The sequence below is a fragment of the Luteibacter sp. W1I16 genome, assembly GCF_050434905.1.
In the GTDB taxonomy this organism is placed as follows: Bacteria; Pseudomonadota; Gammaproteobacteria; order Xanthomonadales; family Rhodanobacteraceae; genus Luteibacter.
In genome coordinates, this window is record NZ_JBNDJJ010000001.1 from 2,764,046 (window position 1) to 2,780,029 (window position 15,984).

The 15,984-nt window shown below is 65.8% G+C and carries 19 protein-coding genes; 7 read left to right on the plus strand and 12 right to left on the minus strand.

Annotated elements, in window-relative coordinates; translation table 11 throughout:
* The first annotated feature begins 41 nt into the window (after positions 1-41).
* The gene (locus QFZ41_RS12150) at positions 42-803 is read left to right on the plus strand and encodes an NRDE family protein (protein WP_429199010.1); all 762 of its coding nucleotides are present in this window, start codon (positions 42-44) and stop codon (positions 801-803) included.
* A gap of 134 nt (positions 804-937) precedes the next feature.
* Positions 938-1,732, plus strand: coding sequence for an SDR family NAD(P)-dependent oxidoreductase (locus tag QFZ41_RS12155; RefSeq protein WP_429199011.1), 795 nt, complete (start codon positions 938-940; stop codon positions 1,730-1,732).
* Positions 1,733-1,912: 180 nt separating this feature from the next.
* On the opposite strand, the gene QFZ41_RS12160 is transcribed toward QFZ41_RS12155, so the two are convergent.
* The 3 genes from QFZ41_RS12160 to QFZ41_RS12170 are packed head-to-tail and all read right to left on the minus strand — an operon-like array spanning position 1,913 to position 3,164.
* The gene (locus QFZ41_RS12160; RefSeq protein ID WP_429199012.1) at positions 1,913-2,221 is read right to left on the minus strand and encodes a hypothetical protein; all 309 of its coding nucleotides are present in this window, start codon (positions 2,219-2,221) and stop codon (positions 1,913-1,915) included.
* Positions 2,218-2,610 (minus strand): YchJ family protein, encoded by a 393-nt coding sequence (locus QFZ41_RS12165; protein ID WP_429199013.1) that lies wholly within the window; start codon positions 2,608-2,610, stop codon positions 2,218-2,220. The genes QFZ41_RS12160 and QFZ41_RS12165 overlap by 4 nt, the downstream gene beginning before the upstream one ends.
* 17 nt (positions 2,611-2,627) lie before the next feature.
* The gene (locus QFZ41_RS12170; protein WP_429199014.1) at positions 2,628-3,164 is read right to left on the minus strand and encodes a lipocalin family protein; all 537 of its coding nucleotides are present in this window, start codon (positions 3,162-3,164) and stop codon (positions 2,628-2,630) included.
* A gap of 224 nt (positions 3,165-3,388) precedes the next feature.
* Between QFZ41_RS12170 and QFZ41_RS12175 the strand changes: the two genes are divergently transcribed.
* Entirely contained in the window at positions 3,389-3,688 is a 300-nt protein-coding gene (locus QFZ41_RS12175) for a hypothetical protein (RefSeq protein ID WP_429199015.1), read from the plus strand.
* 142 nt (positions 3,689-3,830) lie between these two features.
* Here QFZ41_RS12175 and QFZ41_RS12180 read toward each other — a convergent pair whose 3' ends face one another.
* The 5 genes from QFZ41_RS12180 to QFZ41_RS12200 all read right to left on the minus strand — a co-directional run bounded on the left by QFZ41_RS12180 (position 3,831) and on the right by QFZ41_RS12200 (position 8,036).
* Complete coding sequence (locus QFZ41_RS12180) at positions 3,831-4,400, minus strand: HutD/Ves family protein (RefSeq protein WP_429199016.1); 570 nt, start codon at positions 4,398-4,400, stop codon at positions 3,831-3,833.
* Positions 4,397-6,493 (minus strand): ATP-dependent DNA helicase DinG, encoded by a 2,097-nt coding sequence (gene dinG, locus QFZ41_RS12185; RefSeq protein WP_429199017.1) that lies wholly within the window; start codon positions 6,491-6,493, stop codon positions 4,397-4,399. The genes QFZ41_RS12180 and dinG overlap by 4 nt, the downstream gene beginning before the upstream one ends.
* Positions 6,494-6,561: 68 nt before the next feature.
* A complete protein-coding gene (locus QFZ41_RS12190; RefSeq protein WP_429199018.1) occupies positions 6,562-6,843 on the minus strand; it encodes a DUF2188 domain-containing protein in 282 nt (93 codons plus the stop codon).
* 90 nt (positions 6,844-6,933) lie between these two features.
* Positions 6,934-7,518, minus strand: a complete 585-nt coding sequence (locus QFZ41_RS12195; protein WP_429199019.1) for a DNA-3-methyladenine glycosylase I — start codon at positions 7,516-7,518, stop codon at positions 6,934-6,936.
* Positions 7,519-7,544: 26 nt separating this feature from the next.
* On the minus strand, positions 7,545-8,036 hold the full coding sequence (locus QFZ41_RS12200) for a DUF1993 domain-containing protein (protein ID WP_429199020.1): 492 nt from the start codon (positions 8,034-8,036) through the stop codon (positions 7,545-7,547).
* 289 nt (positions 8,037-8,325) lie between these two features.
* Between QFZ41_RS12200 and QFZ41_RS12205 the strand changes: the two genes are divergently transcribed.
* The gene (locus tag QFZ41_RS12205; RefSeq protein ID WP_429199021.1) at positions 8,326-9,282 is read left to right on the plus strand and encodes an ABC transporter ATP-binding protein; all 957 of its coding nucleotides are present in this window, start codon (positions 8,326-8,328) and stop codon (positions 9,280-9,282) included.
* Positions 9,279-10,040: an ABC transporter permease gene (locus tag QFZ41_RS12210; RefSeq protein ID WP_429199022.1), complete on the plus strand. Its 762-nt coding sequence runs from the start codon at positions 9,279-9,281 to the stop codon at positions 10,038-10,040. Before QFZ41_RS12205 ends, QFZ41_RS12210 begins: the two co-directional genes overlap by 4 nt.
* A 60-nt stretch (positions 10,041-10,100) precedes the next feature.
* Here the strand turns inward: QFZ41_RS12210 and QFZ41_RS12215 are convergent, their stop codons facing one another.
* A complete protein-coding gene (locus QFZ41_RS12215) occupies positions 10,101-10,607 on the minus strand; it encodes a DUF1993 domain-containing protein (protein WP_429199023.1) in 507 nt (168 codons plus the stop codon).
* 102 nt (positions 10,608-10,709) lie between these two features.
* Here QFZ41_RS12215 and QFZ41_RS12220 point away from each other — a divergent pair, with 102 nt between their 5' ends.
* Entirely contained in the window at positions 10,710-11,312 is a 603-nt protein-coding gene (locus QFZ41_RS12220) for an FUSC family protein (RefSeq protein ID WP_429199024.1), read from the plus strand.
* On the plus strand, positions 11,309-12,013 hold the full coding sequence (locus QFZ41_RS12225) for a VIT1/CCC1 transporter family protein (RefSeq protein ID WP_429199025.1): 705 nt from the start codon (positions 11,309-11,311) through the stop codon (positions 12,011-12,013). Before QFZ41_RS12220 ends, QFZ41_RS12225 begins: the two co-directional genes overlap by 4 nt.
* Before the next feature lie 15 nt (positions 12,014-12,028).
* Here the strand turns inward: QFZ41_RS12225 and QFZ41_RS12230 are convergent, their stop codons facing one another.
* The 3 genes from QFZ41_RS12230 to QFZ41_RS12240 are packed head-to-tail and all read right to left on the minus strand — an operon-like array spanning position 12,029 to position 15,907.
* Positions 12,029-13,393, minus strand: coding sequence for a GGDEF domain-containing protein (locus tag QFZ41_RS12230; protein WP_429199026.1), 1,365 nt, complete (start codon positions 13,391-13,393; stop codon positions 12,029-12,031).
* A gap of 58 nt (positions 13,394-13,451) precedes the next feature.
* On the minus strand, positions 13,452-14,711 hold the full coding sequence (locus QFZ41_RS12235) for a TCR/Tet family MFS transporter (RefSeq protein WP_429199027.1): 1,260 nt from the start codon (positions 14,709-14,711) through the stop codon (positions 13,452-13,454).
* Positions 14,712-14,722: 11 nt separating this feature from the next.
* Complete coding sequence (locus tag QFZ41_RS12240) at positions 14,723-15,907, minus strand: cation:proton antiporter (protein WP_429199028.1); 1,185 nt, start codon at positions 15,905-15,907, stop codon at positions 14,723-14,725.
* Positions 15,908-15,984 lie beyond the last annotated feature (77 nt).

Sequence of the window (15,984 nt, forward strand, 5' to 3'; positions counted from 1 at the left end):
GAAGCGCACAATAAGCCGATGCTCCCCCGAGCCAAGTCCCCATGTGTCTGATCGCCTTCGCCTGGCGCGCGCATCCGCGCTGGCGGCTTGTCCTCGTCGGCAATCGCGACGAATTCCATGCCCGCCCCACCGCGCCGCTCGCCCCCTGGGATGAAGCGCCGCAAGTTCTCGCAGGACGCGACCTGGAAGCAGGCGGCACATGGGCCGGCGTGGGAGCGCAGGGCCGAGCCAGTGTAATCACCAACGTGCGCGACATGTCCGCCGACCACAGCGGTCTCTCGCGCGGGCTGCTCGTCGCCGACTACCTCGGCTCGACGCTGCCAGCACGCGCCCACGCGATCGAGTTGATGGCCAGCGCCAGAGACTACCGTCCGTTCAACCTGCTGACCTTCGATCGCGACGACGCGTACTACCTCGGCAATCACCCGAACGCGCGTGCGCAACCTGTCGAGACGGGGGTCCACGGGCTGAGCAACGCGGACTTCAATGCGCCATGGCCCAAAACGCGCGCCCTGGTCCATCGGCTGGACGAGTGGCTGAAGGAAGGCGAGGAAGACGATCTCGACGCCTTGTTCGGCATGCTCTCCGACCAGGGGCGCTGGCCGGACGACCTGCTTCCCGACACCGGCATCGGTATCGAGCGGGAGCGCTTCCTGTCGAGCGCCTTCATCGTCGGCGAGAACTACGGCACCCGCGCCAGCACGGTGATCCTGGTCGATCGCGAAGACCGCACCCTGATCGCGGAGCGGCGCTTCGGTCCCGGCGGCGTCCCGGCGGGCGAGACCCGCCTTTCCTTCACCTAGGTCATCCCGGCTCATCGTTCTTGGCTTTGAGGCGAGAGTCTTTTGCCTTCAAGGCGATTGAATCGCCCGGCGCATGCCCCGACGATGTCTGGGTACGCGAAGCCGCGTCCTTCGATCAACCTTCCGGAGTCACCATGAATATCGACCTCAGCAAGCGCAGCGCCATCGTCAGTGGTTCCACCGCAGGTATCGGCCTCGCCATCGCCACCGGCCTCGCCGCCGCCGGCGCATCTGTCGTCGTCACCGGCCGCACGCAAGCGCGCGTCGACGAAGCCATCGCCTCCGTAAAGAAGGCCGTCCCCGGTGCGAAAGTGAGCGGCGTTGCCGCCGATCTCGGCACGGCCGAAGGCGCCGCCGCGCTCATCAAGGCCGTACCCGATACCGATATCCTCGTGAACAACCTCGGCATCTTCGAGCCGAAGGATTTCTTCGACATCGACGACGCCGAATGGACGCGCTTCTTCGAAGTGAACGTCACCTCGGGTGTGCGCTTGTCGCGCCACTACGCCAAGGGCATGGCCCAGCGTGGGTGGGGCCGCGTGCAGTTCATCTCCAGCGAATCGGGCATCCAGGTTCCCGCCGAGATGGTCCATTACGGCGTGACGAAGACCGCCCAGCTCGGCGTATCGCGCGGCTTGGCCGAGGTGCTCTCCGGCACCGGCGTGACGGTGAACGCGATTCTTCCGGGACCGACCTTGTCCGAGGGTGTGAGCGACTTCTTCGGCAAGATCGCGCAGAGCCAGGGCAAGAGCCTCGAAGAGATCGAGCGCGACTTCATCCAGACCCATCGTCCGACGTCGCTCATCAAGCGACTGTTGAGCGTCGAGGAAGTAGCCAACGTCTCCGTCTATCTCGCCTCCGAGCAAGCATCCGGCACCACCGGCGCCTCGATCCGCGTCGACGGCGGCGTCACCCGCTCCATCATCTGACCGAGCGCTCCGGATGGGAGCCGCTTCGTGTGTGGGAGCCGCTTGTCGTGGAGCCGCTTGTTGTGGGAGCTGTCTTTTGTGGGAGCCGCTTCAGCGGCGATCCCGCGGCAGCGGGCCAGGCGCCGGCGACCACCCATCGCCGCTGAAGCGGCTCCCACACAAGCTGTCCCCACACACTACTCAGTCACCGAGCTGACAAATGATCCGCGCAAAGGCCCCATCGTCCCGCTGAAATTCAGGCCGCGGCGCATGAAACCGTTGCTCACTCAATGTCACCGAGGCCACCCGGTCCATACGGAAGAACTTCCATCCGGCGGAAGCGCCCGACTTGCTCCCGCCGGACACCTGGTAAGCACTCAACAATCGCTCGCCCGCGTGATCGTCGCCATACACATGCGGTTGCACCAGTCGCGTCGCGCCTCCGTACTCCACGAGCAACAGCCGCATGGAGGTGATGGCCTCGCAAATCGTCGCCTCGAAGCGTTTCACGATACGTCACCGTCCACATAGAACCAACGCCCGCTCTCACGCACGAACCGGCTGGTTTCGTGCATGCACTCCGCGCTGCCACCACCCATCCGCAATCGCGCGACGAACTCGACGATGGCTGTGTCCGGCGTGGGGTTCTCGTGATGTTTGACGGTCAATCCAAGCCATGTCGGCTTCGGTGCCTGCGTGGCCAGACCAAGCGACGCAGGCCGCGTACTGTCGTGCCACGTGTCGAGCAAGTAGGTTTCCAGGCCGAGCGCATAGGCGCTATAGCGCGACCGCATGAGTGCTTCGGCTGTTGGCGCGGGTTCGCCTGCGTGCCATCGGCTGCAGCAGGTGGCGTAATCGGCGCGTCCACAGGGGCAGGGGATTATCGAGGTCTTAGCCATAATGTGTCTTCGTTGTCCTAGATAACATCGCCAGACATGATCAACCCCGACAAGTCATACCCCATCGCCACGGCTCGCGCCTTCAACATCTCGAACGTCTTCCGATCCAGCGAGGGCTGCCGCGACAGGATCCAGAGATACTTCCGCCCCGGCTGCCCGACCATGGCCCACTGGTAGTCGTCGTCCAGCGCCACTACCCAATAGTCCGCCCAGACCAGCGGTAGCCACGATAACCATTTTGGCGCGAAGCGCACTTCCAGCTTGCCCTGGGCGAAGGGTTCCGGCCGGCGGGCCACGCCGTCGATGGCGATGATCGTGCCTTCGGCGGTGACGCATTCGTTGTGCACTGCAACGGTGCCGTCGGGCTGGGGCGCATAGCGCGCGGTAACGGGACCTGCGCACTTGCGCTGGAAGTACATCGGCAAGCGTGCGATCTCGTGCCATGTGCCAGCGTAGCGGGCGACATCCAGGTGGGGGACGGCGTTAACCGGGGTGGTCGCGACGACGGTGGGCGTGGCCATCGAGCCGATGAGGGCGACGAGTGCGGTGCGCATGGCTGGATTCCTTCGGGACGACCCCCTACGATGCCCACGGGGAGTGAACGTCGTTTGAACCACGCTGTGCCGGGGCATGCCATCGCATGGACAGGAATCCACCTCTCGTCCGCAGACCGCTGCTGAGGCGGTTGCGGGAGCGTTTTGTCTCCCGGGTGGCGGTCCGCTTCGATCGCGACGCGGGCGCTATCGTCACGTGTCCCGGACGACTGCGGATGCGGGAGGTGTCGATCGATCGCGTCGTGCGCGTGGAAGCGGGTAATCGTGACGATGCCGCGTACGACACGGTATTCCTGTTCTTCCATGTCGAAGGGGAAGAAACGCTTGCCGTGTCGGAATTGGAGAAGGGCTTCGCCACGTTGGTCGACGACCTGCGACTTTATTTTCCAGGGATCGAGTATTGGCAGCGTGCCGTGCCGCCGGTGGCGTTCCAGCTGACGTCGGTGGATCTTTGGACGCGGGCTTCGGCGGACGGTGGTAGTGCGTCGAGCGGCGAGGGCGACGTGGTGGATAGTGCCGCGTGAGGTGGTTCGGGCGTCGATGGTTTTAGGCGGGAAGAGCATCGCCGACAGGGTCGGCTCCCACCAGTACGCCGAAACCTGATCGTTAGCCGCAATCTGCTTGGTGGGAGCCGACCTTGTCGGCGATAGCACTTCGGCAGGAGCGTCAGGCCTCGCTGATCACGACGACCAGCGCCGTGGCGCCGTACGGTAAATCGAGATGGCGGGGCGCTTCAGCCGAGTCACCCTGCCAACAAACGACCGAATCACCCTGACGACAGGCCTGCCCATCGACATACGCCTCACTGTGGGCGACGTGAAGAAGCACGACGTCCTTCGCCAACGTCGCAGCAACGGGCCCATGCACGACATCGACACGTCCACGCCGCATGCCACGTCGCACCATGAGGTTGAAGTCGCGCGTCGCGCCACCGGCTAGCGTCACGTCCACGCGAGCTTCGCCCGGAAAGTCGAAGGGCGAGAGCGGAACGGTCAACGCATGCTCGCGCTCCCCATCCAGCGTCATCGTGAAGCCATCGCCCTCCAGCAGCACGATGGTGCGGTCGATGCCCGGAAACGTGGAGAACGGCGAAGCCGTATCGACATCCGCGATGCTGACGCGCCAGAGGAAATCCTCCATCGTCGCGCCGGCTGGCTCAACGGCGATCTCACGCGTGACACCGAGCCCGTTCTTCCACGGCACCGCTTTGAGGTCGCCGAAGCGAAGGACAGTCATGCGACACGCTCGATCTCGCGGGCGAAGGGTGGCAGCGCGCGGAGCATGCCCGTGCCATAGCGTTTCGTGATGACACGGCGGTCCAGCAGCACGATGCGGCCCGTATCGGTTTCGGTACGGATGAGCCGGCCGCAGTACTGCGTGAGCAGGCGCGTGGCATCCGGCACGCTCACTTCGATGAAGGGATTGCGGCCACGCGATTCCAGCCATTCCGCATACGTGGCGCCGACGGGGTCCGTCGGCACGGCGAATGGCAATTGGGTGACGACGACGGTCTCGCAGAGCTTGCCCGGCAAGTCGAGGCCTTCGCCGAACGAAGCGAGCCCGAACAGGGTGCTGCCCTTCCCTGCGTCGATGTCTTCGCAATGCTCGGCGATGAGTTGCGACTTCGACAGCGAACCCTGCGCTCGCACCTTGCGCACGAACTCGATCGGCAGGATCTGCAACACGCGGTCGAGCTTCGCACGCGATGTGAACAGTACGAGGTTGCCCGCATTCCAGTCGAGGTGCTTGGCCAGCCACTCGGACACTTCGCGTGCATGGCCTTCGCGATCGTCCGGCAAGGTCTTCAACGCGGGTACTTCGAGCCGGGCCTGCTTCTCCAGATCGAACGGCGATGGCAGGCTGAGCGTGAGGGCTTCGTTGGGCAGGCCCACCGAATCCGCGAAGCCACGGAAGTTGCCTCCGGCACTGAGCGTGGCCGAGGTCATCACCACCGCGGACGCGTTGTCCCAGAGCACGCTGCGCAACAGCCCACCCGCCGAGACGGCGGAGGCATGGCAGACCAGTTGCTGTTCCGGTGTCATGCTGACCCAGCGGGCCAGCGGCGGGCTGTTCTCGCGGTCGTCGGTGGACCAGGCGTACCAGGTGCGCACCTGGCGATCCAGACGCTCCAGCGCCACGCCGAGTTCCCGCGACAAGGCTTCCTGCGTCGGGCCGCCCGCTTCCATTTCCACCACGGTGCGGCGCACGGTACGCAACCAGCGCTGGATGTCCTTGGTGATGAGGTGCAGGTGCTCGGCATGCATCTTCCAGTTTTCAGGAAGCTGGCCGAGCGACGCGCGGAACACGGGCTCGGTCTCGCTCGACGAGGGCGTCCACGAGAGGCGGATCTCGCGCTCGATCTCTTCCAGCGCGTTTGACATTGCCAGCAGCTTCTCGTCGCCCGCTTCCAGGGTGAGGTTACCGATGCTTTCCTTGTCGGTGAGCGAATAGGCGCCATGGATTTGGTTTTGCAGGCGCCCGATCCGGCGTACGGCGGTGGCGAGGTGCACGTCGGCGGCGCCACGGTCGATCGCCTTGGCAGGCACGTGGTGCGCTTCGTCGAAGATGTACAGCGTGTCTTCCGGCTTGGGCAGGATTACGCCGCCGAAGGTGTCCTCGTCGCGCGGCATGGTGAGGTCGGCCAGCACGAGGTCCTGGTTAGCCACCACGATGTCGGCTTCGCCGATGGCGCGGCGGGCGAGGAAGAAGGGGCACACGGCGAAGGCGCCGCACTTGCGGCCCGTGCAGCCGCCGGCGCTGGTGGTGATCATGCCGCGGACGAGGTCGGACAGCGGCTCGGGGCTGGTGTCGATGTCGCCGTTCCACTCGCGCGATTCGAACGCCTTGCCGAGTTTCTCGACGGCCTTGGTGTCCCGCTCGGCGGGCGGGCGCGACCACAACGCCAGATCGGCGTCGAACTCGAAGCCGCCCTGTGCCGAGGGCTCCGCGCCGGCCGCGCGCAGGTTGCGTGGGCAGAGATAGCGGCCGCGCCCCTTGGCCAACGCCACCTTGGCCTCCACGCCGCACAGGGTGAGGTATTGCGGGATGTCGCGCTGGACGAGCTGTTCCTGCAGCGCCACCGTGGCGGTGGCGATCACCAGCTTCTTCTTCTGCGCGCGGGCCACTTCGAGCCCGGCGATCAGGTAAGCCATCGATTTGCCCGTGCCGGTCGGCGCCTCGATCACGGCGGCCCCCGCGGGCTCGGCCAGTGCCTTGGCCACCTCGGCGATCATCTTCAACTGCGAGGTACGCCCACGGAACCCCGCAAGGCCGTCCTTCAGCCGCGCATAGGCGGCGCGGATCGCGGCTTTGGTGTCGTCGGTGAGCATGGGGCAGGCATGAAAACGGGCAGGGCAACCTTGCAAGGTTACCCTATCGTCGTCTCAGCCCACGAGGCTCAGGCGTGCCGGTTCATTCCGGTGGATGGCGTGGAAGGTCCGGGAACGAGTCCGGCCACGACGAAGGTATGTTCTTCCCACGTTCCGTCGGCCTGCTGCACGTGAATTTCGACGGGACGGCCGAGGCTGTCGGACAGGCCGGGGGCGAGTGCTTCGGCGGCGGCGATCGCCGCCGCCTGCGAGTCATACCGGCCGAGGGGGAGCGAGGCACGGCGCACGATCCACGGTCCCTGTGTCGATTCGCTGTAAGGAATGAACAGTTGGGCGGAACTGGAAGCCATGGGACCCTCTCGATGGTGGGTGTACCAGACGGACGAGGCCGCTGCTGCGGCCTCGTGATCCACGCTACGCCGAATCGGCTAAAAAACCCGTTAACCCTTGGGGCGCGCGGGCTGCGGGGATATTTCCCCGCGCCGGAAGCAGTCCGGGGCATGGCTGTTGATGAGGCCGGTGGCCTCCATCCAGGCGAAGACGATGGTGGGCCCGACGAAGGTGAAGCCGCGGGCGCGCAAGGCCTTGGACACCTGCGCGGACAAGGCACTGTTCGGCGGCACCGGGCCCTCCCAGACGATCGGTTCGCCGTCGACGAAACCCCAGGCGAAGCGGGCGAAGTCTTCACCGGCATCGCGCATCGCCAGATAGGCCCCGGCATTGCGAATCGCCGCCTCGATCTTGCTGCGGGATCGGATGATGGCGGCGTCGGCCAGGAGGCGTTCGACATCCCGTGCGCCATAGGCGGCGACCCGCTCCGGATCGAATCCCTCGAACGCCCGCCGGAAACCTTCGCGGCGGGCGAGGATCGTCCGCCACGAGAGTCCCGCCTGGAAGCCGTCGAGGATCAGCTTCTCCCAGAGCTTGCGGCTGTCGCGCTCGGGCACGCCCCACTCGCGGTCGTGGTACTCACGCATGAGGTCGTCCGCGTCACCCCACGGGCAGCGTACGAGGGCGTGCGTCATGCGCCAGCCTGCGGATCGGCCATCGATTACCCGCCGAAACCCAGGTAGTCGAGCTTGCCGACGCCGACACCGTTGTGGCGGAGGATGTCGTACGCGGTGGTGACGTGGAAGAAGAAATTGGGAATGGCGAAGGTCAGCAGGTACGACGCGCCGGTGAAGTTGTGCTCGGTGTCCTTGAACTTGCGCGAGATCTCGCGCGTGGCGCCGGCCTCCAGCGCCGCGCGGTCCACCGACTCGATCCAGGCCACCGTGGCGTCGATACGCTTGCGCAGGTCGGCGATGGTGGTCTCGTTGTCCTCGAACGACGGTGGCTGCACGTCGCCAAGGCGCGATACGGCGAATTTCGCCGTATCGCTGGCGCGCTGGACCTGGCCAGCGAGATTCAGCATGTCCGGGGCGAGTCGCGCTTCCACCAGGGAATCGCCGCCGTGCACCTCCGCTTTGGCAAGAAGGTCGGAGAGGACGCGGAAGCCGCGGACGAAGACGGGAGCGGACGCGTCGTAGATGGAGATGCTCATGCGGTGGTATCTCTTGAGAGGGTCGACCCGGATCGACGTGGGGATGCCATAGCGTATCGACAACCCCGGCGCCCGGGTGGGAGCCGACCCTGTCGGCGATCCCGCGGCAGCGGGCCGGGTCGAGGCAAGCACCCATCGCCGCTTAAGCGGCTTCCCACCACAGCATCGGCTCCCCACCAAGCCCACCAAGCCGAGCAAGCCACCAAGTCCACCAAGTCCACCAAGCCTCGCACCGGGGATCGTTCGGGTCTACCATCGGCCGCCTTATCCACCGATCCCGCGGGTTCCCATGCCGCCACTCGATGCCTCCACCTCCGCGCCCGACGCCATCGTCGCGATACGCGGCCTCTCCAAGACCTACAAGACCGGTTTCCAGGCGCTCAAGCGCGTGGATATGGAAATCCGCCGGGGCGAGATCTTCGCCTTGCTCGGCCCGAATGGCGCCGGTAAGACGACGCTGATCAGCATCGTCTGCGGCATCGTCAATGCCAGCGAGGGCAGCGTGACCGTCGATGGACACGACATCGCCCGCGACTACCGCGCATCGCGCGGGCTGATCGGCCTCGTGCCGCAGGAACTCTCCACCGACGCCTTCGAGACGGTGTGGGCCACGGTGAAATTCAGCCGCGGACTCTTCGGCAAGCCCGCGAATCCGGACTACCTCGAGAAGATCCTGCGCGAACTTTCCCTGTGGGAAAAACGCGATTCGAAGATCATGACCTTGTCCGGCGGCATGAAGCGGCGCGTCCTGATCGCCAAGGCGCTGGCGCACGAGCCGCGCGTGCTCTTCCTCGACGAGCCCACGGCGGGCGTCGACGTGGAACTGCGCCACGACATGTGGCAGATGGTCCACCGCCTGCGTGAATCGGGCGTCACCATCATCCTCACCACGCATTACATCGAGGAAGCGGAAGAGATGGCCGACCGCATCGGTGTCATCAACCGCGGTGAACTCGTGCTGGTGGAAGAGAAGCACACGCTGATGCGCAAGCTGGGCAAGAAGCAGCTGTCTCTGCAATTGCAGACGCCGTTGCAGGCCGTGCCGGAAGGCCTGGCGAACTGGCCGCTGGAGTTGTCGGCCGACGGTGGATGCCTGATCTATACCTTCGATACGCAAGGTAACGACACCGGCATCGCGGAATTGCTGCGCAAGCTCGGCGAACTCGGCATCGACTTCAAGGACCTGCATTCGAGCGAGAGCTCGCTCGAGGACATCTTCGTCAGCCTGGTGAGGGCCCGCGCATGAACGTCTACGCGATCCGCGCCATCTATCGCTTCGAGATGGCCCGTACCTTCCGCACGCTGATGCAGAGCATCGCCTCGCCGGTGCTGTCCACGTCGCTCTATTTCGTCGTCTTCGGTGCCGCCATCGGGTCGCGTATGGGCGAAGTGGGCGGCGTGAGCTACGGCGCCTTCATCATTCCCGGCCTGATCATGCTGTCGTTGCTCAACGAGAGCATTTCCAACGCCGCGTTCGGCATCTACATGCCGAAGTGGGCGGGCACCATCTACGAACTGCTTTCGGCGCCCGTGTCCTACGTCGAAGTGGTGCTCGGCTACGTCGGCGCGGCCGCGACCAAGTCGGTCATCCTCGGTCTGCTCATTCTCGCGACGGCACGACTGTTCGTGGACTACGAGATCCTGCATCCGTTCTGGATGATCGCCTTCCTGCTGCTCACCGCTGTTACCTTCAGCCTGTTCGGCTTCATCATCGGCCTGTGGGCCGACGACTTCCAGAAGCTGCAGGTGGTGCCGTTGATGGTGATCACGCCGCTGACCTTCCTCGGTGGCAGCTTCTATTCGATCTCGATGCTGCCGCCGGTGTGGCAGAAGATCACGCTGTTCAACCCGGTCGTGTACCTCGTCAACGGCTTCCGCTGGAGCTTCTACGGCAAGGCGGACGTGAACGTGGTGGTCAGCGCGGGCATGACGGTGGGCTTCCTGCTGATCTGCCTCGCCGTGGTGTGGTGGATCTTCCGTACCGGTTGGAAACTGAAGTCGTAGCAGGCGGTGCGAAGCCGCTGGATTCCCGCATACGGCAGAAATCCAGCGGCCTCGATGACATCACGCCTTGCCGAGGAAATCCGCCTTGCCCAGCACAACGCCCACGCCACGCAGGATCGCGTAGGCCGTGGTGGTGTGGAAATACACGTTCGGCAGTACGAAGTTCAGCAGGTAGTCCTGCCCGCGCGTGCGCATTTCGCCGCTGCGCATCTTCAACACGATCTCGCGCTCTTCGCTGCCCTCGAACTGCGCGGGCTTGAACGATTCCAACATGCCGATCACCTTCGCGATGCGGGCCTGCAGGTCATCGAAGGTCGCCTCGTTGTCTTCCATCTTCGGCGGCTCTTCGCCAGCCAGACGGTACACGGCGCCCTTCGCCATGTCCGTCGCGATCTGCACCTGGCGGATCAACGGGAACATGTCCGGCGTGATACGCGTATTGAGCAGCACCTCGGGCGCGATGTTGCGGTCGGCCGCGTGCGCGGCGCCCTTGGCGAGGACGCCGGAGAGGTTGGTCAGGGCGCGGGTCAATACAGGCACGCAGGTCTGGTACATCGTGATGGACATGGGTTCGTAAGCTCTTGGGGTGGAGGTCGGCCGGGCGGCCGCGGCCACGTATTGTGCGGGGTCGTTGGCGGCGCGTCGACGCCGCCGGGGTAGGATGGGCGCATGAGCCCACCGGACGCGCACCCCTCCCGCACCGAAGCCGCCTTGCGGATGGTTCGCCTGCGCCGCGCGCAGCGGGCGCTGGACACGCTGTTCCGCTCGTTGCCACTGGGCCGAAAGGTGCGGACCGGGGTATTCATGGCCTTCAAGACGGTACTTTCCGCGCTGGTCGCCTATGCCATCGGAAACGCGCTGCACACCGAGCAGGCATTCTGGGCCGCGATCAGTGCCGTGGCGGTCACCCAGCCGCACTTCGGGGATACCCGTGGCGCAGGCCGCGACCGCTGCCTGGGCACCGTCTTCGGTGGCATCGCGGGCTTGTTGGGACTGGCGGTCGGAGGCAGCGGCGACATGCTTTCGTTCGGACTGGCGTTGGGGCTGGTGACATTGGCCTGCTGGACGGCGAACGCGGGCCCGGCCGCGCGTATCGGTGGCATTACCACGGCCATCGTGCTGCTCGTGCCTAGCCAGGGGCCGCGCTGGGAGGTACCGCTGTACCGCCTGGGCGAGGTCGTGCTGGGAACGCTTTGCGCACTGGTCATCGGCTGGCTCGTGTCGCGTCTCGAAGAACGGGCGGAACGCAAACAGGAAACGGAGGCGACATGATCTCCCGGACACGCCATCGCGAGCGGCATCGTATCGATCGCATCGGCTGGCTGCGCGCCGCCGTGCTCGGCGCGAACGACGGCATCCTCTCCACGGCCAGCCTGCTCGTGGGCGTGGCGTCCGCGGGCCAGGCCGGGCCCGGCGACATCATGATCGCCGGCGTGGCCGGACTGGTCGCCGGGGCCATGTCGATGGCGGCAGGCGAATACGTGTCGGTGCGCTCGCAGGCCGATAGCGAGAAAGCCGAGCTGGCGCTGGAATCGCGCGAGTTGCGCGAGGACCCCCGCGGCGAGCACAAGGAACTGACCGAGATCTACGTTCGCCGCGGCCTCGATCGTGAACTGGCCGATCGCGTGGCGGAGCAACTGATGGCGCACGACGCACTCGAGGCGCACGCGCGCGATGAACTGGGGTTGTCGGTGACCATGGCGGCGCGGCCGTTGCAGGCGGCGGCCGCGTCGGCGTTGAGCTTCGCCAGCGGCGCGTTACTGCCGATACTCGCCGCGGCGTTCTCGGCGCGTGAGGCGGTCACGATGGTGACGGTGGCCGTGTCGCTCGCCGCGCTGGCGATACTCGGCGCGGTATCCGCCTGGACGGGCGGCGCGAACATCGGTCGCGGCGTCATCCGGGTCGTCTTCTGGGGCGCGGCGGCCATGGCGCTGACGGCGGCGGTGGGGCGTCTCTTCGGCGTGGCCGCCTGAGCGTCGGCGGGAGCTTCAGCCCACCACGCAGCGATTGCGGCCGCCGTTCTTGGCCGTATACAGCGCGAGATCCGCGCGGTCGAACACCGACTGCGGCGTGTCGCCCGGCTGGAACTGGGTCAGGCCAATCGAGGCGGTCACCCGCACGGGCTGCCGGCTGGCGTGGAAGGCCAGGTGCTGTATCTTGCCGCGCAACCGCTCGCATACCTGTAGCGATTCGACTTCGTCGGCGCCATCGAAGATCACGATGAATTCCTCGCCGCCATAGCGGGCGACGAAATCGCACGGGCGGATGTGCTTCAGCAAGGCCTGGCCGATGATGCGCAGCACCGCGTCGCCCGCCGTATGCCCGTAGGTATCGTTGATGCTCTTGAAGTGATCGATGTCGATGGCGGCGATGCTCAATGGCCGCATCGTGGCCTGCCAGCTCTCGTAAGCGGCTTCGATCCGCTTCTCATAAGCGAGGCGGTTGGGCATGCCGATCATGGTGTCGGTCTGCGCGAGTTCGTGCTCGCGTTCGAGCGAGCGCTGCAAGGTGTTGCGTTCGGTCTCGAGTTGCTCGATGCGCAGGCGCATCCGCTCCGCGCGCTCACGGTACGCGGTAAGGCGGATGCCTTCACGGTCGCGGAAATCGCGGAAGCAGAGCGAGATGGTCTCGAGGCTCTGGTTCACGCGCTCGCGCAACTCATGCATGTCGTCGATCTCGAGCGCGGCCTCGCCCAGCAGGCGCATCTCGTGCGCCACCGAGGCATCCAGGGCTTGTCCGTTCGCTTCGCCGGTGGATTGATCGGCGAGTTCGCGAGACATGTACTGGCTCATCTCGTCGAGACGCCCGGTGACGTGGCGGAGCACGGCTTGCAAGGCGTCGATCTCGCGTTGCAGACCGATGCGCTGTTCGTTGATGAGGTCGGCCAGGCGGTCGCCGCAGGCGGCCAATGCGACGAGGTCGCCCGCGTCCGCCACGTCGTGGCGAAGATCGTTCGCGCGATCGGCGAGACGCGGCAGGATGACGATCCGGTCGACCAGGCGGCTCAACGACGACTGCACGGAAGAGCCATGCTCGGTACGCTGGGGACGCGTGATGGGAATGGATCGTTCGTCGTTCACGCCACGCGGGCGAGCGCCGAGGCCGTCGATCGCGTCGGCGAGGCCGCTGACCAGTGGTTCCAGCGCGAGCGGCTCCATCGGCCCGCTCAAGGCCGCGGACAGGCGCTCGATATGCGGATCGACCTGGTCGTGCGCGCCATGGGCGACACGGCCGAGGCAGCCGACGAGCTGGCGCAGGAGCGATTCCGCGATGCGCCACTGCGCCTCTTCACGGGTCAACCGCTCGACGGCTTCGTGATACTTGCTTTCCCAGAGCTGGTTGTCCAAACGCACGTCCCAACCGTCGCGTTATTTGCCGATTTGGTTCACATAATACGACGAAGTTTGCGAATTAGCTCACGTTTTTCCCTGTCAGGGCAGGCTCCGGCTCGCCCCGGGTCGCCCGTGCCGCGACCACGATGCCGAACGCCACGAGGGCCGCGGCCACCAGGAAGGGGAAGCCCGGCAGGTGGACGGTGCGGGTGGGCGAGATCCAGAACGCGAAGATCTGCGCGAACAGGTAGGGACCGAAAATTCCTGCGAAGCTGCCCAGGCTGGTGACGGCGCCCTGGAGGCGGCCCTGTTCGTCCGGCTCCACGTGCCGCGTCATGATCGACTGGATCGGTGGCCCGGCCAGGCCCCACAGCGACATCAACGGGATGCCGACCAGGAAGGCCCAGCCGACCGGCGCCAGTCCCATCACCGCGAACGCCGCCGTGCCGAAGGCCATGCCGGCCAGCAGCACGCGCCGTTCGCCGAAGCGGGCCGCGAGACGCCCGGTGAGGAAGGCCTGCACCGTGCCATCGCAGGCGCCGACCAGGGCCAGGACATAGCCCACCTGTTGCGGCCCCCAACCGTAGCGGTAGTCCGCGTAGAGGACGAACACCGTCTGCAACACATAATGGGCGAGGTAGAACAGGAACATCACGACCGAAAGGCCGAACACTTCGCGATGGCGGCGCAGCATCTTCAGCGCGCCGAACGGGTGGGCGGTATGCGGCTCGAAGCGCGCCGCCCGCTTCTCCGGCGGCAGCGATTCGGGAAGGATGAAGAAGCCATACAGGAAGTTCGTCAGTGCCAACCCGGCCGCCACCCAGAACGGCAGGCGCAGGTCGATGCCGCCGAGGAAGCCGCCGAGCGCCGGACCGACGATGAAGCCGATGCCGAAGGCGCCACCGAGCATGCCGAACGCGGCGGCGCGTTTCTCCGGCGGGGTCACGTCGGCGATGTAGGCGTTGGCGGTGGTGAAACTCGCCGCGGTGATACCGGAGATGACGCGCCCGACGAACAGCAGCCATAGCGAAGGCGCGATCGCCATGAAGACGAAGTCCAGCCCCAGGCCGAGGTTCGACAGCAACACCACCGGCCGCCGTCCGAACCGGTCCGACAACGCGCCCTGGATCGGTGAGGAAATGAACTGCACGATGGCGAACACCGTACCGAACACACCCACCCACCATGCCGCGTTCGACACGGTGTTGCCGGTCATCTGCTCGATCAGGTGCGGCAACACCGGAATGATGATGCCGAACGCCAGGATGTCGATCAGCACCGTGATGAAGATGAAGACCACGGCGGCGCGCCGCACGGGTGTGTGGGTGTTCGTTTCCATGGTGTCCGTGGTCAGTCCAGGAGTCGCTTCAGCCGCGGCGCCACGATCGGCACCGTCAGCATCGTGCTCGCCACCGCCATGAGCAGCAACGCGGTGAACGTCTCGCTGGTGATGACATGGCGGTCGAGCAGGATGTTGACGAAGATGATCATGATCAGCGCCTTGGTCTGCAACAGCCAGCCGATCGTCCACGCATCGCCGCGTGCCCAGCCGAGCAGCTTGCCCGCCAGTCCCACGCCGGCGAGCTTGCCCGCCACGGACGCCACGAGCAGCAACGCCGCGGCGATGAACACCGCCGTGCCACCGACCGACCAGTTCGTGCGCAGGCCGGTGGAGAGGAAGAACACCGGCATCACCACCAGCAACACGTGATGGCGAAGCTTGTCCAGGTGATCGAGCGTGAACCAGTCGCGGTCGATGATGGCGCCGGCGAGGAAAGCGCCCACCATGTAGTGCAGGCCGCACCAGTCGGCGCCATACCCGCAGGCGGCCAGCCATATCAGACCGACGTACCAGCGGTCGCTTTCCTGTAGACGTGCCATCAGCTGGCGGAACAGCCATGCCGCCACGGCGAAGCCGGCGAGGAACGCGGCCTGGTATCCGACGCGCTTCCAGTCGAGCAGGATGATCGCGAGCACGCCCCATATCGCCAGATCGTCGAGGCTGGCGTACCGCAGCACCCGCATGCCGATCGGCCGGCGCAGGATATCCAGCTTCTCGAGTAACAGGATAAGGATAGGCAGGGCGGTCACGGCGCAGGCCATGCCCACGCCGAGCACGAACTGCCAGGTGGCCGCCGCTTCGCCCATCCAGCCGTCGCGCCAGGCCAGCATCGCCAGCGCAGCCAGGCAACCGGCGACAAGCGGTCCAACCAGTGCGAGCCCCGCCGTCGTGCCACATTCCCGGCGCTGCTTCCAGACCACGCGAAGGTCCAGTTCGATCCCGGCGATCCAGACGAACACCATCACCGCCCACCAGGCGATGCCGTTCAGCGCGCCGATGACCGGCGGTGCGAATACCGTCCCGTAATACTCCGGAAAGATCTTGCCAAGCACCCCCGGCCCCAACAGGATGCCGGTGATGATCTGCACCACCACGAGCGGCGCCCAGTAGTCGGTACGGAAAACGCGCCAGACCAGATACGGCACGCCAAGAATGATCGTCATCGCGATCAGGAACAATTCGGTCGTATTCATCCACCCTCCCCAGGTTCGCCAGAGGGTAGCGGAAGACGACCCTGATGGGAGCCGGTGTTGTGGTGGGAGCCGACCCT

Bases quoted from the DNA above. Each gene is read 5' to 3' on its own strand.
- QFZ41_RS12235 (WP_429199027.1), bottom strand. From the start codon at position 14,711: ATGGAAACGAACACCCACACACCCGTGCGGCGCGCCGCCGTGGTCTTC.
- QFZ41_RS12195 (WP_429199019.1), bottom strand. From the start codon at position 7,518: ATGACGCACGCCCTCGTACGCTGCCCGTGGGGTGACGCGGACGACCTC.
- QFZ41_RS12200 (WP_429199020.1), bottom strand. From the start codon at position 8,036: ATGAGCATCTCCATCTACGACGCGTCCGCTCCCGTCTTCGTCCGCGGC.
- QFZ41_RS12210 (WP_429199022.1), top strand. From the start codon at position 9,279: ATGAACGTCTACGCGATCCGCGCCATCTATCGCTTCGAGATGGCCCGT.
- QFZ41_RS12180 (WP_429199016.1), bottom strand. From the start codon at position 4,400: ATGACTGTCCTTCGCTTCGGCGACCTCAAAGCGGTGCCGTGGAAGAAC.
- QFZ41_RS12215 (WP_429199023.1), bottom strand. From the start codon at position 10,607: ATGTCCATCACGATGTACCAGACCTGCGTGCCTGTATTGACCCGCGCC.
- QFZ41_RS12225 (WP_429199025.1), top strand. From the start codon at position 11,309: ATGATCTCCCGGACACGCCATCGCGAGCGGCATCGTATCGATCGCATC.
- QFZ41_RS12165 (WP_429199013.1), bottom strand. From the start codon at position 2,610: ATGGCTAAGACCTCGATAATCCCCTGCCCCTGTGGACGCGCCGATTAC.
- QFZ41_RS12205 (WP_429199021.1), top strand. From the start codon at position 8,326: ATGCCGCCACTCGATGCCTCCACCTCCGCGCCCGACGCCATCGTCGCG.
- QFZ41_RS12150 (WP_429199010.1), top strand. From the start codon at position 42: ATGTGTCTGATCGCCTTCGCCTGGCGCGCGCATCCGCGCTGGCGGCTT.
- QFZ41_RS12220 (WP_429199024.1), top strand. From the start codon at position 10,710: ATGAGCCCACCGGACGCGCACCCCTCCCGCACCGAAGCCGCCTTGCGG.
- QFZ41_RS12155 (WP_429199011.1), top strand. From the start codon at position 938: ATGAATATCGACCTCAGCAAGCGCAGCGCCATCGTCAGTGGTTCCACC.
- QFZ41_RS12240 (WP_429199028.1), bottom strand. From the start codon at position 15,907: ATGAATACGACCGAATTGTTCCTGATCGCGATGACGATCATTCTTGGC.
- QFZ41_RS12190 (WP_429199018.1), bottom strand. From the start codon at position 6,843: ATGGCTTCCAGTTCCGCCCAACTGTTCATTCCTTACAGCGAATCGACA.
- QFZ41_RS12170 (WP_429199014.1), bottom strand. From the start codon at position 3,164: ATGCGCACCGCACTCGTCGCCCTCATCGGCTCGATGGCCACGCCCACC.
- dinG (WP_429199017.1), bottom strand. From the start codon at position 6,493: ATGCTCACCGACGACACCAAAGCCGCGATCCGCGCCGCCTATGCGCGG.